The organism is Halocatena pleomorpha (genome assembly GCF_003862495.1).
Lineage (GTDB): Archaea > Halobacteriota > Halobacteria > Halobacteriales > Haloarculaceae > Halocatena > Halocatena pleomorpha.
This window is the reverse complement of the sequence record NZ_RRCH01000020.1, coordinates 1-15,767: the sequence shown is the minus strand read 5'-3', so window position 1 is coordinate 15,767 and position 15,767 is coordinate 1. Positions and strand designations below refer to the sequence as shown.

Here is a 15,767-nt window from a genome sequence, read left to right as displayed (position 1 = left end):
AGCCTTTGACCGCTCCACAAGACAGCCAAGACGATGCTGCCACCCAGCAGATGACGCTTGGAACGTATGCGTCTTGAAACCTTAGGGTTGGTTCGACTGGCCCGAAATCCTATGGTGGGATTCACGCGACTTTAGGCGCGGGAGGAGGTCAATAGAAAGTGGGCTAGCTGCTCCGTTCCGCGAGCACGTCGAATCATTCAGCGCTTAAACCAAATCACATCTTCGTTCGATCACAGAGCGCTCGACTTCGCGTCCCGGTGAGAGGTAAGAGTTTGACACCGATGGCGGTCCAGACCGCAGGAAAATTAGCTTATGACCATCAACGTGGGATACATCCCAAATGGCGGTATTCCGGCCGGAAAGCTATGAACCTACTTCCGTACCGGCTTTTCAATAGAGCACAACAAATCACGATTGTAGTGGCACTACTGGAGCATCCAGTAAGTCCGTACCCACCCTACTCACCATGCCAGCCTGCGGGATCTACGCTATTGCGTATGTACACTAGAAATCCCCCTGTAGTATGCCTGAGTAGGGTGTGTGCGAATCAACTGAACGGAGCATTACACTAACCAGAAGTAGATGCGACGCGACCAAGATACCTCGATAAGCCATCCCATCAATATAATTCACTATTTATCAGTGGAGACATGTCTATGAATATCCTAATAAAGCTGCCACGAAGATGCAGAATAGGGTGAGAGACAGTCCTACCTGTCCATTGAATCCTTCCTTCTGGAACACATATATACTAACGATACCTAGAATGCCAGTACCGGTCCCTAGCAGTATTTCTGATATCATATGACTAATACTCGTGTCGAAGCGTAAATTGACTTTTGATTGATAGGGATTTTGCGATTGGCACTGCTATATTGAACCCTCCGACTTGAGTGCCTCAATCGGCGTTTGATTCTCAGTGCTTGATGACTTCGATAGTAGTTGTAGTAGGCAGTATAGGCGGTCAGCCAAGCACTGAGTGCTGGCTGCGACGATTTCGGCACCACTACAACCATGATCGACCGAATCAAGCGCTCGATGGACGAACGCCCGTCGAGGAGATGCTCAACTAGACAGTACCCTGATGTGTGTCGTTCACAACATCAAATAGGTAGTATCCCCGGGAATCCATCGCTGTATAGGGATTCACCACGGCAGCATCACTCGACGGTCAGAACACGCCCTGTGAGTTGGTCCTCGAACTGGTCGTCGTGAACTGTCGATTCGTGTACAGCAAAGTAGTCCTCAAACTGGCGGAGTTTGTCGTCGGACCATCGCGTGAGCGTCACGTCGTCGAATTTCGAGATGATGAGCGCCAACTCAACGGGATCATCATCGTCGAAGAGAATCAGCGAGCCACCGGGCGTCGTCGAGAGACTGGTTGTCTCGTACATATCAGCAGGGAGATCATCGAGGAAGCGCACTGACGAGCGATCAAACGTAGAAGTGCCTATCTCGCGCCTGAGCCGACGAACTTCTCCAGCGAGTTGTCCGACGATCTCGTCGTCGAACGCGGACAGCGTCGCCGTGGATCGCAATCGTTCGAGTTGGTTTGCGTACTCATCGAGCTGCCCGTAGTCGAACGAATCGCTCCGGACGATGTCGTAGATATGCTCGTCGCTCTCGTCATCGAACGACAACTCCAGCCGTCTAAACGCTGTGATGGTCTGGTCGTCGAAGACGGTAACCAATTCCGGATCCAACGATTCGACCACCGTGACGTAGTCGGCAAGGAGGGACTCTTCGTCGATGGAATACACGTCGGTTGTCGTGTCGATCGTTGCTGGATCGACGCCGAGCGTTCGGAGCCGTTCCTCGTCGAACGTCATGTCATCATCGTCAGATATATCGAGCAGATCGAGACTCTCGAACGCGATGATTGCAGTTCCCTCAATCGACGACAACGCGTCCTCGAGAATCGCGTTGATCGTTTCCTCGTCCAGCGACCGATACGCCGCTTCGAGCGATGGTTCCGTTTCGTACGCCTCAAACAAACGATCGATCCCTTCGATCGAATCCAGCAAAAACGAGAGCATCCGCGGATCACGACGGAATGCCGTGGCCGAGCCCGTCTGTAGCAGACGAAGATATCGTTCTCGACGGCGCTTGAACACTGAAATGTCGTCCGGCAGGTCGTCGATTACCGATGCTTCTGATTCGTCGAATTCGGTTTCGTCGGCCGAGGGGAGATCGTGTTCGACCGCACTATCCCGAAGTGCTGGCGGCATCAGGAACTTCGGTCGATCAGTAAGATACATGATCTGTGCCAGCAGACCACAGATCGTACCGAGACCGATACCGCTAGCCACGACTGGCATGATTGCTGCTTTGATGTGTATCTCCAAAATCGTCGAGAACACCCCCTCTGCCCCCAATCCGACGGCGAACACACCAACGCCGAAGAGGAACGCACCGCCACTCAGGGGGAAATTCCGATCCGTCACGTCAAACACCTTCCGGCCGAAGATTCGCTTTTTCCGCTCCGGAATCGGCATCGGCGGGGCGGATTTCTCACCACGCCAGACGTCTCGGATGCGCAGCGGAAGCCAGAATACCAGTGATAATCCAATTACAAACACGATCGTTGCACCGATTGGACTTGTTTCTCCCATACCGAATATCAGTTACAAACCACGTGACAAATAGATTACGAATAAAGGTGGGGAACCAATTTATGTTCTTTTGTATCATCGCTCTTGTGGCGGAGATTGTTGGTGAGTTAGAGCGCAGTTTCGAGGATGGTTTTGAGTGCTTTTTCTTCCGGTTCTCGGAACACTTCACGGCGGAGTTGGAACGCTCGTAGATTACTGAATGAACCCATCGTCCGGCGATCGGTTCGCGGAGATGGTCCGACGCACGTCAAGGTAGCCGACCTCCTCGGCGTCCCGTCGGGATCAAGGAGTGGTGAACGCGCCGAGTCACTCCTGCGCTTGGGCACGAACTGCGCTGGCTTCGACACGCTTGATGAGGCGCCGTCCTCGCTCGAATGAGTACCACCCCGATCGCGCCGAAACACCTACGAGGCCTTGGCCAGCACCGAGGCAATATGCTGATCCTGAACTGCTCGGAAAACTCTTTCACAAGCCCGTATCAACCATTGATTGATGAAATTCCCCCAAATTAAGCAGGACAGCACCCTCAACTGTGACCAGAAGCTGGACAAGATACAAGACCTTATCAAAGATGCCGGACATCCTTTGCCCGGAAGTTTCTATTATATATCTAATATATTTGAAAACTGCGTCAGCTATGAACACACAAAATGTCTGAAAACCGCCTACCAGATTTCAGTGGAAGCCAATATAATACCCACCTCCAATCTCGGACGTGGACTCGAAGCAATAGGGGGCCACGATATCAACGCAGTTAATCAGTACATCATTATGAAGGTCCAATGTGGAGACATTAAACCTGCACACAACCTGGCACCGCTGATACCTCACCTCTACAGAGGCCAAGAAGACGAATTGTCCGGCCAAATGCAGGACTGGTACGACACTTATAGCTACTTTTTCTTCCGTGCCATTGAAATCGCGCTGCGGGGCTTCTTGGAGGAAAGTTCAGGCCACGGAGCCGAAGATTTCTCAACCGAAATCCAGCCCATCAAAGCCAAACTTGAGGATATCGCACAGTCAGAAGGTCTAGACCCGAATGACGCTTATCAGGATAAAGACTTCGAGATTGTCAGGGTCTACATACTGCTGGATGATCTCAAATGGGTCACAAAGAACAATGTGGACTGGAGCACACTACAGTCAAACATTTCCGAGTACTCTCATCTAGAACTCCTGCTCAACCACAACACCTCTGCTGTACCCAGCCTTCAGCAGCACAATACTCATCCGCTGACCAAGCTCCTTAGATACCCGTTCTCCCCATCGCAAGTGAACGCAGTAGCTGACGACCCTAATGCCACAAATGACGAGGCGCGGGAAGCAAAACAGAGCCTCGGAAAAATTCAGAAACTGGCCTACTACGACCACTGCGTCGAACTAATCGCGCCTGAGCATGGCCAAAACGATGACCCTACTGCTCGTCTCAGAGACGAACTCTTGGCGAGAAAAAGCTTCGACAGCACCATAGCAGAGATAGAAGTGTTCAACGCTCTCCGACGAGAGTTCGGTGTCGCTAACGTAGCAATCGAACAGCAAGCACCAAATGGTGGAGTTCCCGACGCCACGATTACCGCTGGAGGGGAAACTATCTGGGTAGAGGTCACGCTACCACAACCACAGCCCTCCTACGAGGTCGCACAGCATTACTCAACCTCAATGAACCCCCAGGAAAGCGAAGCCAGAGCAAACGTCACAAAAAAACTCCGAAGCCAGATCCGAGACGTGAAAGAAGCGACTGGCGATCGGACCATGCTCGTAGTCAAAAACGAGGAATCCCGGCTTGACAACGAGATCGTGGGGGAGTACGTTGAGGGCGGAATTGAGATGGCGGTCCCAATGGGCGATTCTGACGGTGAGCCGATCCTATTTAGAGGAGACCCGGGCCTTCAATACGACAACGTCCCCGATCACCTAGATATATTAGTAAACTTTGACACGCTCCACGATCTTAGTGGGCCTCCTTACATCGAAGGCCAGGTGGCAAATCTGACGGATGTCGGTCAAAGTATTATCAGCCGGTTATCCAACGCCTTTAACGCCGTCGAACTCAAACCCTCCTGACCGTACACTGCTTCAATATTGCGCAGCAACTGGCCTCAGGCAGCTGTGATGGTATGCAAGCCGACTAAGTCCCCAGTGTACGGGGAGTATGAAGGGTCGAAGCCCATCAGAGATATGGCTTCAGCAGTCGATTCGGAACCGAGCATGGCGATTTTCACATGAAAACGTCGGGGGAGATCACGGTCACTGGTTGTGGAGGAGGATATCAACACGAATTGCTGTGAAAATGGTGTGAAGGTCTGCTATACGACGATCAGCAAGCGAAACGGTACTGTTATTTCTTCTTTCGTCCCTGTCTGCGGATCCTTTTTCCCTAATTGGAACGCATACTCATCCCACGGTGTTGAGGTGAGCCCAAGCCAAGTAGTCAGAGGTTGTTTTCGCGGCGTGAGCCAACAAATACCGATATCGTCCCATTCACCTTCAGTCGATATGTGGTCTGGGGCCGAATCGAGGAGTGAATGGATCTCAGTGAGTCGGTCCACGTTGTTCGCTGAGACCAGGACGGTGACAAACTCAGGCCGTTCGCGTTGTTGCCCTTTGCTAAGCTTCAGGTATCGTGCCCTAGGTGGTGATTCGATGTATCGGGTCAGAGGGAGATCCTTTGGTCGAATGAATTGTATCCTCTGAGAGTGTGGCCTTCTCTGTCGTGATATCTAGTCGAACGACGACTTACTCAGGACGAACCGTAGCTAAGGCGAGTGTCGTCACTCTGTATTACTGTAAAGGACGGGTCTATCACAAATGACAGACCCGATGTGATATAATGCGGTCAAGCACCAACCACTCCTTAAACAACGAACCACTTAATTATTTCGAATAATCTTTATATTAGTATAATATAATATCCCCTAGTACCATTATGGGATACAGATGTGATATGAGCGATCAAATACACCAGCGACAGCGTCAAGCACCATCGATCATTCAGGTGATGATCAACTGTCCGAAGTGCGGCGAAGTGATGCTGATGATCAAAGGCAGGAAATATGAATGTCCAAACGGACACGGTTACAGTAGGACCCTAGACGGATTGAAGCTCTCGATTACTGACGCTTCATTATCGTACGAGTCGGCAACCGTCGACCGCCCCGGTCACACCGGTCACCATCACCGGGTGGAATTGCGTGAAAGTATACTAACGTGCAACTCACCACCTAACCCCGCTCAGATGCCCGATTTCAGGCGACTCAACAAATCGTTCTAGCGTCCGATAGCTCTAAGTTGCATGAAATCCTTAATAGAAGTGTGCAAGAATGAGGACCGAGCGTAACAAAGACGGTACGTTCAACGTCTGGCTGAGCCGCGACGAATACCAACACCTCCCACGAGAGTGCAGTTTGTGGGAACACGAAATCGCGATCCGACTGATGGGCGACTGTGGCCTCCGGGTGGCCGAGGTGCTCGACGTCGAGCCACGGCATGTCTCGCGGATGAGCGACGGGACTCACCACTCGCTAGAAGTCGTCGGAGGCAAGGACACGACCGGCGAGCATGTCGACGGCAAACATCGGGAAACGTGGTTGCCCGTCGAGCTCGAACGCACCATCAACCGCTTCGTCCAGCACGAGGACATCGATCGGGGCGAGCCGCTCATCGACCGTTCGAAACGGACACTGCAGTACTGGGTCGAGCACGCAGCGGATGACGCGGCTGAGACGACCGGTGACGCAGACTATCGACGCGTCACCTCCCACGATCTCCGCCGCTGCTGGGCGAACCACTTGCTCGTCGAGGAGGGCGTCTCTCCACGCATCGTGATGGCGCTGGGCGGCTGGTCGAGCTATGACGCGATCGAGCCATACCTCACAGCCCCCACTGAGGAGAACATCATCGACTCAATGACCACCGTCGCGTTATGAACAGATATGACCGACAATCCGTCGGTGCTGCAGTTGCACCACCCAGCCGATAATCGATTCGCCCTCAGATTTATCAGCGACGACAAGTAGGATATATTAATCTTTAGAATAATAATCTGTTGATGAGTTCGGATCGATCATCACAGGGCATCACTTCAATATCTGTATTGAGTCTAGTGATTGGAATTGGTTCATTTGGACTTGCTATTGAGAGAAATGGTATATATTTTTTATATACTATCCTTCAAACAGTAACAGGCGTTAGTTTATGGTATAGGTCCCACTGGGGATGGTATTTAGGAATGTTTGCCTATGGTATTGGTGCCGTTTATGGAATATATGCGATTTTGACATCCTCTAGCGGATATATAAATTTGATATTCAACTCTATAATATTGTATATATTATATCGAAGAAAAATTGACTAGGAGTAGGAATAGTCCACCCGTCCTGACAAACCACTCACTTTCTGACCGTTTTCCATGCGATATCTGCTTCTGTGTATGCTTGTCCCCGACACAACTTCGGGAACAACCTGAGCTAGCGGTTCACATCTGTCGCGGGGAGTTCCCCTCCACGGTGTGGCGCAGGGAGCATTCACACGGAATCACGCAACGGACAGGATGAGTTCGTGCTGCATAAGGGATGCTGGCGACGGCTTTCCGAGGGATAGATGGAACCGGCGTGACCACCTTCTCGGTCAGTTCTCCTCCTGCTGCTCCGTTTACGCAAAGTAGGAGCATACTGTCACTCGCCACGCAGTGTTACCCGCAGGTGGATTGATTCGAAACCGGGGGCAACTGTGAACGATCAGCCGTGATCGCACCCGTCGAATCACTTCAAACGGCGAACTGACCAGAAATCGGTGAAATAGTGTCCATTTTATTCCGACTAACCTGATGATTAATATTTCAACCTCAGTGGAGGGTTTCGGGGTGTTGTGACGGTTTCGCTCACGTCATCGAATATCGGGTCAGGATTCTCAACAGGATGTAACAACAAGAGGGGAGGCCCCAGTCAGCAGTCCCCCTTGATCCAAATACACCACTTCTTAAAGTCCTGAGCATCACATTGGGTGGCAATCGAGTGGTAGGAGACTTGGAAGATCTTGTCTGCACCGCTAACTGGCACCTGAACGTTCCGTACCTCACCCGTCCCGGGATGTTCGTAGCACACCAAACTGGCTCAACGGGGAGAAAACGATCACCCATAGTCTGCTTCGGCGGACTCGGGCTGCTCGGCATGTGGGGCCTGTAATAACACAGGTTTCCGTTACAATACTATCGAGACAGCCACGTTTCTCCAGTAGGACTTATTGCTATATCTCCACTCGGTCGAGATTCTCCAGCACGTTTTGGATGAGTTTAGGTCGGACTCCGAACTGATAGACGTAATAACTCCCTCCTCTCGCCCCCATATTTTTTTCATCAACACTCAGGAATCCTTTCAGACTCAACTGATTGAGTCGATTCCGAATCGTTCTATCCGTTTTTTCCTCGGCTTCGAAGTGAGATGTTGCTTTTTTATATTCCTCGTATATTTTGCCTGTTTTGGCGGGCAACTCATCCTTTGCGTGCAATCTCAGTAGTGCATATAACGTCACATGGCTCTGGGCGGGAAGTGACTGGAGTTCGCTTTTTACTTTACCTTCCTTTATGAGCGGTTCAGCCTCTCGCACATGGGACTCGTCAACTGACTCTGCACCATCACTCCTCGCAATATCTCCAGCTTTAAATAATAGCTTGAGTGCTTGTCGGGCAGATCCAGACTCCTGTCCTGCGATTGCTGCTGTCAATGGGATCACATCGTCCTCTAAGACATCATCAATGAAAGCACGCTTCGCTCTTTGACGCAAGATTGATCGAAGTTGATCTGAATCATATGGCGGGAAATGAATTTCCTCGTCGCAGAGTGAGTCAGTGACTCGAGCGGATAGCTGCTCGCGAAACGTGAAATTGTTGCTAATCCCAATCACACCTACCTTTGTCATCTCGGGTGGGACGTTTCCGTTGTCGTTGCAACGAGGGAGCTCGTACAGGATGTTATCATCCTCACCGACGGCGTCGATCTCATCAAGGATAAGCAGGACATGAGTGGAATCAATTTCTTTTAGATGTTCCCACAAAAACTCGTAAACCGTATCTGGGGGATATCCAGTAGGTGGAAGTCTCTCGTCTTTGGAGCGAAAACGATTTGCTAATTTCACTGCCACCTGATATGATGTGGTGAGATTTTTACAAATGATATTAACCGCGTGTATATCCAGGTTATCGATCTTCTCTTGATCTATTTGGAGACGATCGATGATCATGTCAGTAGCAACTGTTTTCCCGACCCCTGTTTGTCCATACAGAAAGATATTGCGTGGACGTGCGCCATTGATAATCGGCTGGAGAGCAGATTGGTACTCTTTCAATTCATCTTCTCGTTCCAACAACGTTTCGGGTTGGTGGCTATCCCGAAGGATGTCCTCGTCTTCGAATATAGCATCGCCTGGAGTGAACGGTTCCAATCCCATCATCTATCGTCTTTTACCCCTACCACATAAACCCCCTCGTTTCCGGAGCTTCCTGAGCGGTGTTTACTTATAAACCCTCCACACCCCGCGTTTCCGGAGCTTCCGGAGTGGCGGTTGTTTATAAACCCACACACACCCCTCGTTTCCCGAGCGTCGAGAAAACGGTTGTTGGATGAGATTAAGTTGGATGAATTACACTGCTATGTTACTTACTAGGTAAATACCAAACTATATCTTAGCAATAATAATGTCGCTAGATAGCTAGTCCTAGGAATAACTTCCTAGGACTATCTTCGTTTCTCGCTAGTGCGGTTATGGTTTGCGTTATACTTACTTATAATTTTTCCCTTCTTAGTAACCATCTAGTTTAGCATGATCCTCACAAGCCATTGCTCAGGAAAAGAGGGGTGTGTGTGGTATTTAAAGGAACGTCGCTTAGGAAGCTCCGGAAACGAGGGGGTGTCTCTCACTCGACCTCCGCATGGCTATCTCGATGCTTCGTCAATCAACTATTAGCTCAGGAAAGGAGGGGTGTGTGTGGTATTTAAAGGAACGTCGCTCAGGAAGCTCCGGAAACGAGGGGGCAAAAGAGAACAGAAGGTTAACCTCGACATCTCTCTCGACGAGTTCTCAGGTATCTCCATTCCGGGAACGGTAACAATACAGCAGCGGCATTGTCTGTTCCGGAGATCGATGAGCAACTGTGTCGGAATCAAAGAGGACTATCTCAAGACGTATCCGTCGCTTCTCGATGAGCAACTGTGTCGGAATCAAAGAGGACTATCTCAAGACGTATCCGTCGCTTCTCGATGAGCGTTTCGAAGACAGCGAGGAATTGGTGAAACAGGCGATTATTCTTCAACTCTTTGGAGGCGTGCGTATTGAGCACTCAACAGGAGAACGCGAACGTGGCGATTCGCATGTTATGCTCCTCGGTGGCTCAGGGACGGCAAAGAGTCACCTGCTAAAGGCAGCGACGCAGACAGATCGAGCCAACGGGTGGGGATCGAATTCGCCTCTATCGACTCTGTGAGACCTGCTGCGATAGTGTGACTGGCCTTGGCGTCGCACCACCTGAGGAACAGTCGAACGTTCTGTGAAGAGAAGCTACGTGGACCTTTATAAAGTCACGGTACCCTAGAAACCCAACACGGGATTGAAACGTAGATCCGTCCGACCACGGCGGGGCTTTACCCCCGCTGACGCTCTATCCGATGTCGCTACCGGAATCAGTACGTAGGCTCGTTTCCCATCGTCCGGGAGAACGATCATCAACGACCACAAACACATGACCGCCGCTCGACTTGCCAGACTTGCTCACAACCCTGTCGCCATCACCAGCACCGACGACCGCCCATGAACTCTTCACCATCGCCTACAAAAAACAAGCAAATCGGGAGCAGGCAGCTCATGAATCAACCGATAGTAAGCAAGAACTGAGTCCGTGAATTACCTCATCCATGCATCCTCAGTGAGGCGCTCCATGTTGAAGAGGGCACACACCGGATTTCGAGTGAAAAATCATCGGACAACACGGCGATACTACACCACCGGTTCCAGTAGTTCCTGAGAGAGTAACAACCGATCACCGGAGCAACGACACCCCTCTGCAAACGGAAACTTACCTGAGGACACAACAAGCACACCTCTTACTCCCGATGTTTTTGAATCGTCACAACGACTATAGTGAGTTGTACTCGAAAAGGCGCATGAACCGCTTCAATCGCTCTCCGAGCGCAGAGTACCGTGCATTCATCAAGCCATCCGAGAAGACGCTAGGTTTCAGACGAACCCTTGGAGGGTTAAAGCGAGTCGATCGCTCTCGCGGATCGATATGGCGTTTCAGAAGTACCAAGCTGGTGTTGACGATTCGAATCCGTGGAAGAACTACGATAGTATCCCAGCTCATGGAACAGCCCCAGCGCGTCTAGCGATCGACGGCAACACCCCGCTATCGAGCTGTATGAACTGGGGTGGATACGTACGGGGAGATATCACCCCATCTTAGCAACGGTGAACGATCGGCTTTCTCAGTAGGATTTACTGGCGACCACTGTGCCAGCATCATTTTCGACCGTCACAATATCACCGCCGTTATTCCAGATTGCACTTGACGACCCCGAGTCAGGTTGAAGCATGAGCATCCAAAGATCATGACTGCCAGCAGTGGTATCTCGACACCGACAGAGGAATAATTCGATCGATCGGTAACTAAACTGATAGCCACCGATAGAGACGTCCCATTGACAGCTGGTTATCTGTTATGCTAGGATGAGAGTGTGGTGGATATACTATCTATTGCTGTAATTAATAACCCATCAATAGATACGTATTATCACGATGGCTCCCTCGAAGGCTGCTTTGTGGACGACATGGATCAACGAGACACTTCTTGAGGATATCCGTGCCTCGGATCAACCAGATCCCGTGCCGTTTCTTACGACGGACGATGGAGCGCTGGCAACGACTGATGCGCTTGATCAGTACCGCTATGGGAAGAACGACGGCGAGTACCTGTATCTCATCTATCTTGCGGACAAGCCGATCACTACACCCGCCGACATCACGCCTGTCTACGTCGGTGAATCGCGTAATATCGGGGCCCGCATCTACCAGCACTACAAAAAGCTCCGAGACGCACTCCCGATTGATGACTGGGAAGACGACGGCTCATGGGGAAGTTTTTCGAAGTACGACCATCTCGCAGCGATTCGTGAACGGGCTGACAATCGGTTGCATATCTGGATTCTTGATGTGAACACGCATGAGACGGGGCCCTACGGCACTGCCACCTATCGGCACGAACTCGAAGCGAAGGTTATCGGACTCATCCACGCCCACGCTGAATATCGGACTACCCTGACGAACCGTGAGTTCGTCCCGAACCGGGTTCTCCATGAGATCGGAACGCTTGGTCCGGAGTGGCTTACTACCGACCCGTCCGCTCCAGATCGGAGTCGGGTACCTCCCCAAGAACCGATCGATACGGCGAGGCATTCAAAAGCCGATCTCTGGCGACAGTGGCTTGAAACCCATGTCCATCCGGACCTCAGTGATGCGACGACAGCAGACCCGATTCCAGTGTTTGCCACCGATGATCAGCTGCGCGTCAAACTCACCGACGCTGGGCGGCTCAAACGCTCGAATACTATTGATGCACGGATTCGAGCCGAGGGACAGAACTGTGTCCATTCGAAAGGCGTCCGGGATGGGGACCATGAGGGATTACTCTACATCATGTACCAGCTTACGGAGACCGAGAACAGCGATCATCCACGAATCGTGCCGCGGTATATCGGTAAAGCAGAAGCCTACGGTAAAAAGAAGGAACTAAGTTCGAATTTCACAGAAATTGCCGCTGAGCGAGCAAGTACGAGGAGTTTCGCTCGATGGGGTGAGGGAGACTATTGGCATGTTGGCGAGCTCTCGATGGCGCTCTTTGAAAACGATACCCGGAAAGAACCATGGGCGAGTGAACTGTTCGAACAGGGCACCCGTCGGCTCAAAGAGCAAGTGTACCTTTGGACCAGGGCCTGGAATCAACAGACACACGTTGGGCCGTATGGCTATCAAGCGTCTCTTGCCGAGGTCGAACCACAGCTGATCGGTCTGGCACAAGCTGCGTTCCCGGCGCACCTGTTGAATAAAAGCGGTGTTCCTGACGATGCACCGATTCATTCAACTGACTTTGCATTCCAGACGGTTCAGCATCCATAGTAGCGAGACCACTCAGCACGAAAATAGGAGTAATGTATGTTTCCATATTACCCCAGATGGTAAGATATAGTGGTAGTAAGTCTGATATGAGAAATACGAAGGATATATTCGATACATAATGTGTGATCTGGTCGCGGTTCGATACGAACGGAACGTGGGGTTGGATCCGTCAATTGTTTTGCTCTTTGTACCACGATAGAGTTTCACCAATAGAAAGGCCTTCAGTCGGAATTTCCACACTCACACCCGTCAAACCCCTGATTTTTGGAAGGAGTTCACTGTAGTAGTCTTGTCCCGCATGGAAAACGAGATGAATACCTGGATCAAGGAGTCCAGCTTCTTTGAGTTCTTGGTACACCATCTCTGCCCAGTCACGCTTTTTTGTAACTCTTGCCCCCGTAAGTGTCTCATCGTACGGTTCGATTGGTGGTCCATTGGGGTCAAGAAGACCATGTTTTGCCGATAGAATCCACCATTCGTCGTGTTCTTTTTCGGCGTACGACCGCATTTTCTGGTAGTAGGAAGATGTATAGAGATCACGGGGGATCGCCGGACTATCCTGTTTGGTTTTGACGCAGCTAACGAGTCCGATTTCCAGAGTCATTTCGATTTGAATCTCTTTTTTAAAGGAGTTGATATCGGGTTTCTGCCTGCTATAATTGGCTGTTTCATCGACGGACGGGATTGTGTCTGTGAAGTCCTGCACCGGCTGTCGGATACGATGGCTTGCATACTCACGATACTCCTTGGTGATGTTCCAAAGACGCAGTCAGTTCATTAGCAAGAGTGGTGCGCTCGGGGGCTTCAAGGCCGACCTCCTGAAAATGAGCGTCGAGGGCCTGACGGCTTTCCTTAAGGTCTTCGCCTGTGTTTCCTATTACTTGCCCGGCCTGCCAGATAATCGAATCAATTCGGAGTAGTGAGATGGGGTGGCCGACCTTCCCGCTCACCCCTTCCATCACCTCCATCCAGGCAGCCATAACCACATCCGCTTCGGTGGAGTCTACAATCCCCGAGGTTTCTGAGACCCGCTCGATCTGAAGATCACATGGGATAGGGATATCGTAGGGGAATTCGTGATACTCGCCAGTGTCGATGAGGTGGGCAATATCATAGACTTTCATCGAGAGTACTACCGTCTTCTTTTGCTTCTTGTTCTCGATGTCGTTGGCTAGTTGTTCCCACACCTCAAACGGTTCCACATCACGGTGGTTTGCTAAGAACCATTCTGGAAATCCAGAATTAAGTAACTTCTCGAGACGAGTGTTCTTTATACTCTTCATCCTGGCATTCACCGACTCTTCCATGAATTTCCACAATATTGCCTCCACGTCGGTAATCGAATTCAAGGAGTCGTGCTTGATCGAGACTTCGGTGAGTGTCCGCCAGAATGCTTGGGCATCTCCATTGAGCTGGAACTCCTGAGTCGTCGCACAAGTAACTAACAGTTGAACTGAGTCGATATCTTCAAACTCTCGATAGAGTCCTTTGATAGCGTTGTACTCGGGTTCAAACTGATCGAATGCGACGATCCCCTCATACCCGATGTCCGCGATCGCCTCTGACACTGCATCTACACGTCTCTTTTGCATATATTGGTGGACACTCGTTAGAGAATAACAAGAATTATGATTACAAGAGATACAATTTGCATCTCTATTGAATAAGGACAGTGGCGGGATAGGCAAAGAGAGATGGGGGTAGTGAAACATTTCAATTGTTAAAGGGATAGCATTCTTTAAGACGATATGCTGGCTGTGGTTCATCAGATAGCACATGTGGCATTATAAACTATAAGGTACTGTTTAGTTGAGCATCTCCTCGACGGGCGTTCGTCCATCGAGCGCTTGATTCGGTCGATCATGGTTGTAGTGGTGCCGAAATCGTCGCAGCCAGCGTCTCGCGCTGGCTGGACTGCCCCGCCAAAACGAGTGAAAGCGGTCGATTCGCATCGTCACGGTCTGAGACCATTTCTCGATGATGGTTCGGGTGGTATGCCTCTGCCAATGTGTGCGTCCAGTTCCAGACGGCTCCGTGAGACCGATCGACGCCGAGCCAATCGAGCACCATGACGATCTCTCGCAATGAGAGGCCCATTGAGTGCAGGCGCACCCCGAACACACGGGTGTCGGGGTGCGCTCGTTCTCCCACACCTCATCACAATCCACGGACAACGTCTCTCTGAGCAGGGCTGCAAGTGTCATGATCACCACTCACTACGATCTACTCGTTTCTCAAACTCCCTCAACTAGACAGTGTCCCTGCCTGCTATGAGTATGTTTTTCTAGACTTTAATACTCCATCCAAAAAATCAATGGTTCAAGCTGAAAGTGGATCTATATCTTCCCAATTGATTATTGACTATAATATATTTTATATGTATTATTCAATATTTTGAAGGAAGGAAAAAGCTACTAACCACCGATCGCAGTCGAGTCGGTCGATATGTGCTCGTGAACCGATGTGCTGGCAGGCTATCGAGCCGGGGCGAATCGCACACGAACAGGTAGACGTTCGTGACGGTTCCATCGTCAGCAAGTGAATGGAGCATACTCGGTGTTAGGGATCGAGATGGCGTGTCAGGAACCGTTCAACGGTTCGCCAATGGTTTGTGATCTGTTCGTGCTCGACGAGCGCGTGGCCCTGGTCTCCCTGTTCGTGATATTCGAAATCGTCTCCCTCCTCAAATCCGTGTTCGAGGAGTGCTTCTCGGAAGCGGCGGGCGTGGCTCACGGGCGAAGTCATGTCCTCAGCCCCATGCAGCATGAGTAACGGTCCCTCGAACTGGTCGGCGTGGGTGATAGGGCTGCGCTGACGGAGCAGGGCCGTGTTGGCCGTCGGATCACCCATTTCGTGAAGCCCAGGAAGATCAGGGTTTGAGTCATAGATCGCAACCAGATCCGTCAGTCCACCCACAGCGATTCCGGCGGCCCATACCTTCGGACAGCGAACCATCTGCACGTAGGTGAGATAGCCGCCGTAGGAGGCACCATA

The 15,767-nt window shown here is 50.9% G+C and carries 11 protein-coding genes and 3 pseudogenes; 6 read left to right on the top strand and 8 right to left on the bottom strand.

The genetic code is table 11. The features are described from left to right. Positions 1–870 precede the first annotated feature (870 nt). Positions 871–974 (bottom strand): annotated as a pseudogene (locus EIK79_RS19425) (IS6 family transposase); the annotation flags it as partial. On the opposite strand from EIK79_RS19425, the pseudogene EIK79_RS09210 reads away from it, so the two are divergent. After that, positions 972–1,073: pseudogene (locus EIK79_RS09210) on the top strand (IS6 family transposase); the annotation flags it as partial. The pseudogenes EIK79_RS19425 and EIK79_RS09210 overlap by 3 nt on opposite strands. A gap of 87 nt (positions 1,074–1,160) precedes the next feature. On the opposite strand, the gene EIK79_RS09205 reads toward EIK79_RS09210, so the two are convergent. Next, positions 1,161–2,612 (bottom strand): hypothetical protein, encoded by a 1,452-nt coding sequence (locus EIK79_RS09205; RefSeq protein ID WP_124954828.1) that lies wholly within the window; start codon positions 2,610–2,612, stop codon positions 1,161–1,163. A gap of 107 nt (positions 2,613–2,719) precedes the next feature. Beyond that, positions 2,720–2,959, bottom strand: coding sequence for a hypothetical protein (locus EIK79_RS17760; RefSeq protein WP_148094141.1), 240 nt, complete (start codon positions 2,957–2,959; stop codon positions 2,720–2,722). A gap of 145 nt (positions 2,960–3,104) precedes the next feature. On the opposite strand from EIK79_RS17760, the gene EIK79_RS09200 reads away from it, so the two are divergent. The 3 genes from EIK79_RS09200 to EIK79_RS18445 all read left to right on the top strand — a co-directional run bounded on the left by EIK79_RS09200 (position 3,105) and on the right by EIK79_RS18445 (position 6,966). Then, positions 3,105–4,676 (top strand): hypothetical protein, encoded by a 1,572-nt coding sequence (locus EIK79_RS09200; protein WP_124954827.1) that lies wholly within the window; start codon positions 3,105–3,107, stop codon positions 4,674–4,676. Between the two features lie 1,256 nt (positions 4,677–5,932). Further along, a complete protein-coding gene (locus EIK79_RS09195) occupies positions 5,933–6,538 on the top strand; it encodes a site-specific integrase (RefSeq protein ID WP_124954826.1) in 606 nt (201 codons plus the stop codon). 122 nt (positions 6,539–6,660) lie between these two features. Beyond that, positions 6,661–6,966, top strand: a complete 306-nt coding sequence (locus EIK79_RS18445) for a hypothetical protein (RefSeq protein ID WP_124954825.1) — start codon at positions 6,661–6,663, stop codon at positions 6,964–6,966. Positions 6,967–7,856: 890 nt separating this feature from the next. Here EIK79_RS18445 and EIK79_RS09185 read toward each other — a convergent pair. Then, the gene (locus tag EIK79_RS09185) at positions 7,857–9,056 is read right to left on the bottom strand and encodes a Cdc6/Cdc18 family protein (protein WP_124954830.1); all 1,200 of its coding nucleotides are present in this window, start codon (positions 9,054–9,056) and stop codon (positions 7,857–7,859) included. Positions 9,057–9,807: 751 nt separating this feature from the next. Here EIK79_RS09185 and EIK79_RS09180 point away from each other — a divergent pair. Together EIK79_RS09180 and EIK79_RS09175 are read left to right on the top strand one after the other, a co-directional pair. Then, entirely contained in the window at positions 9,808–10,089 is a 282-nt protein-coding gene (locus EIK79_RS09180; protein ID WP_124954824.1) for a hypothetical protein, read from the top strand. Positions 10,090–11,396: 1,307 nt separating this feature from the next. Continuing rightward, positions 11,397–12,773 carry a GIY-YIG nuclease family protein gene (locus tag EIK79_RS09175; RefSeq protein WP_124954823.1) on the top strand — a complete coding sequence of 459 codons (1,377 nt, stop codon included), beginning with the start codon at positions 11,397–11,399 and terminating at the stop codon, positions 12,771–12,773. A 169-nt stretch (positions 12,774–12,942) separates the two neighbouring features. Here the strand turns inward: EIK79_RS09175 and EIK79_RS09170 are convergent, their stop codons facing one another. The 4 genes and pseudogenes from EIK79_RS09170 to EIK79_RS09155 form a co-directional block, all read right to left on the bottom strand. Continuing rightward, positions 12,943–13,479 carry a DUF6884 domain-containing protein gene (locus EIK79_RS09170; protein ID WP_233738070.1) on the bottom strand — a complete coding sequence of 179 codons (537 nt, stop codon included), beginning with the start codon at positions 13,477–13,479 and terminating at the stop codon, positions 12,943–12,945. A gap of 28 nt (positions 13,480–13,507) precedes the next feature. Beyond that, on the bottom strand, positions 13,508–14,341 hold the full coding sequence (locus tag EIK79_RS09165) for an N-glycosylase/DNA lyase (RefSeq protein WP_185715576.1): 834 nt from the start codon (positions 14,339–14,341) through the stop codon (positions 13,508–13,510). Positions 14,342–14,578: 237 nt separating this feature from the next. Further along, a pseudogene (locus EIK79_RS09160) lies at positions 14,579–14,977 on the bottom strand (hypothetical protein). 355 nt (positions 14,978–15,332) lie between these two features. After that, on the bottom strand, positions 15,333–15,767 hold a 435-nt coding region (locus tag EIK79_RS09155; protein WP_148094140.1), incomplete at its 5' end, for an alpha/beta hydrolase family protein.

What these genes read in the sequence shown, in the direction of transcription:
- EIK79_RS09195 (WP_124954826.1), top strand. Translation starts at nt 5,933, where the DNA reads ATGAGGACCGAGCGTAACAAAGACGGTACGTTCAACGTCTGGCTGAGC.
- EIK79_RS09200 (WP_124954827.1), top strand. Translation starts at nt 3,105, where the DNA reads ATGAAATTCCCCCAAATTAAGCAGGACAGCACCCTCAACTGTGACCAG.
- EIK79_RS09175 (WP_124954823.1), top strand. Translation starts at nt 11,397, where the DNA reads ATGGCTCCCTCGAAGGCTGCTTTGTGGACGACATGGATCAACGAGACA.
- EIK79_RS18445 (WP_124954825.1), top strand. Translation starts at nt 6,661, where the DNA reads ATGAGTTCGGATCGATCATCACAGGGCATCACTTCAATATCTGTATTG.
- EIK79_RS09185 (WP_124954830.1), bottom strand. Translation starts at nt 9,056, where the DNA reads ATGGGATTGGAACCGTTCACTCCAGGCGATGCTATATTCGAAGACGAG.
- EIK79_RS09205 (WP_124954828.1), bottom strand. Translation starts at nt 2,612, where the DNA reads ATGGGAGAAACAAGTCCAATCGGTGCAACGATCGTGTTTGTAATTGGA.
- EIK79_RS09180 (WP_124954824.1), top strand. Translation starts at nt 9,808, where the DNA reads ATGAGCAACTGTGTCGGAATCAAAGAGGACTATCTCAAGACGTATCCG.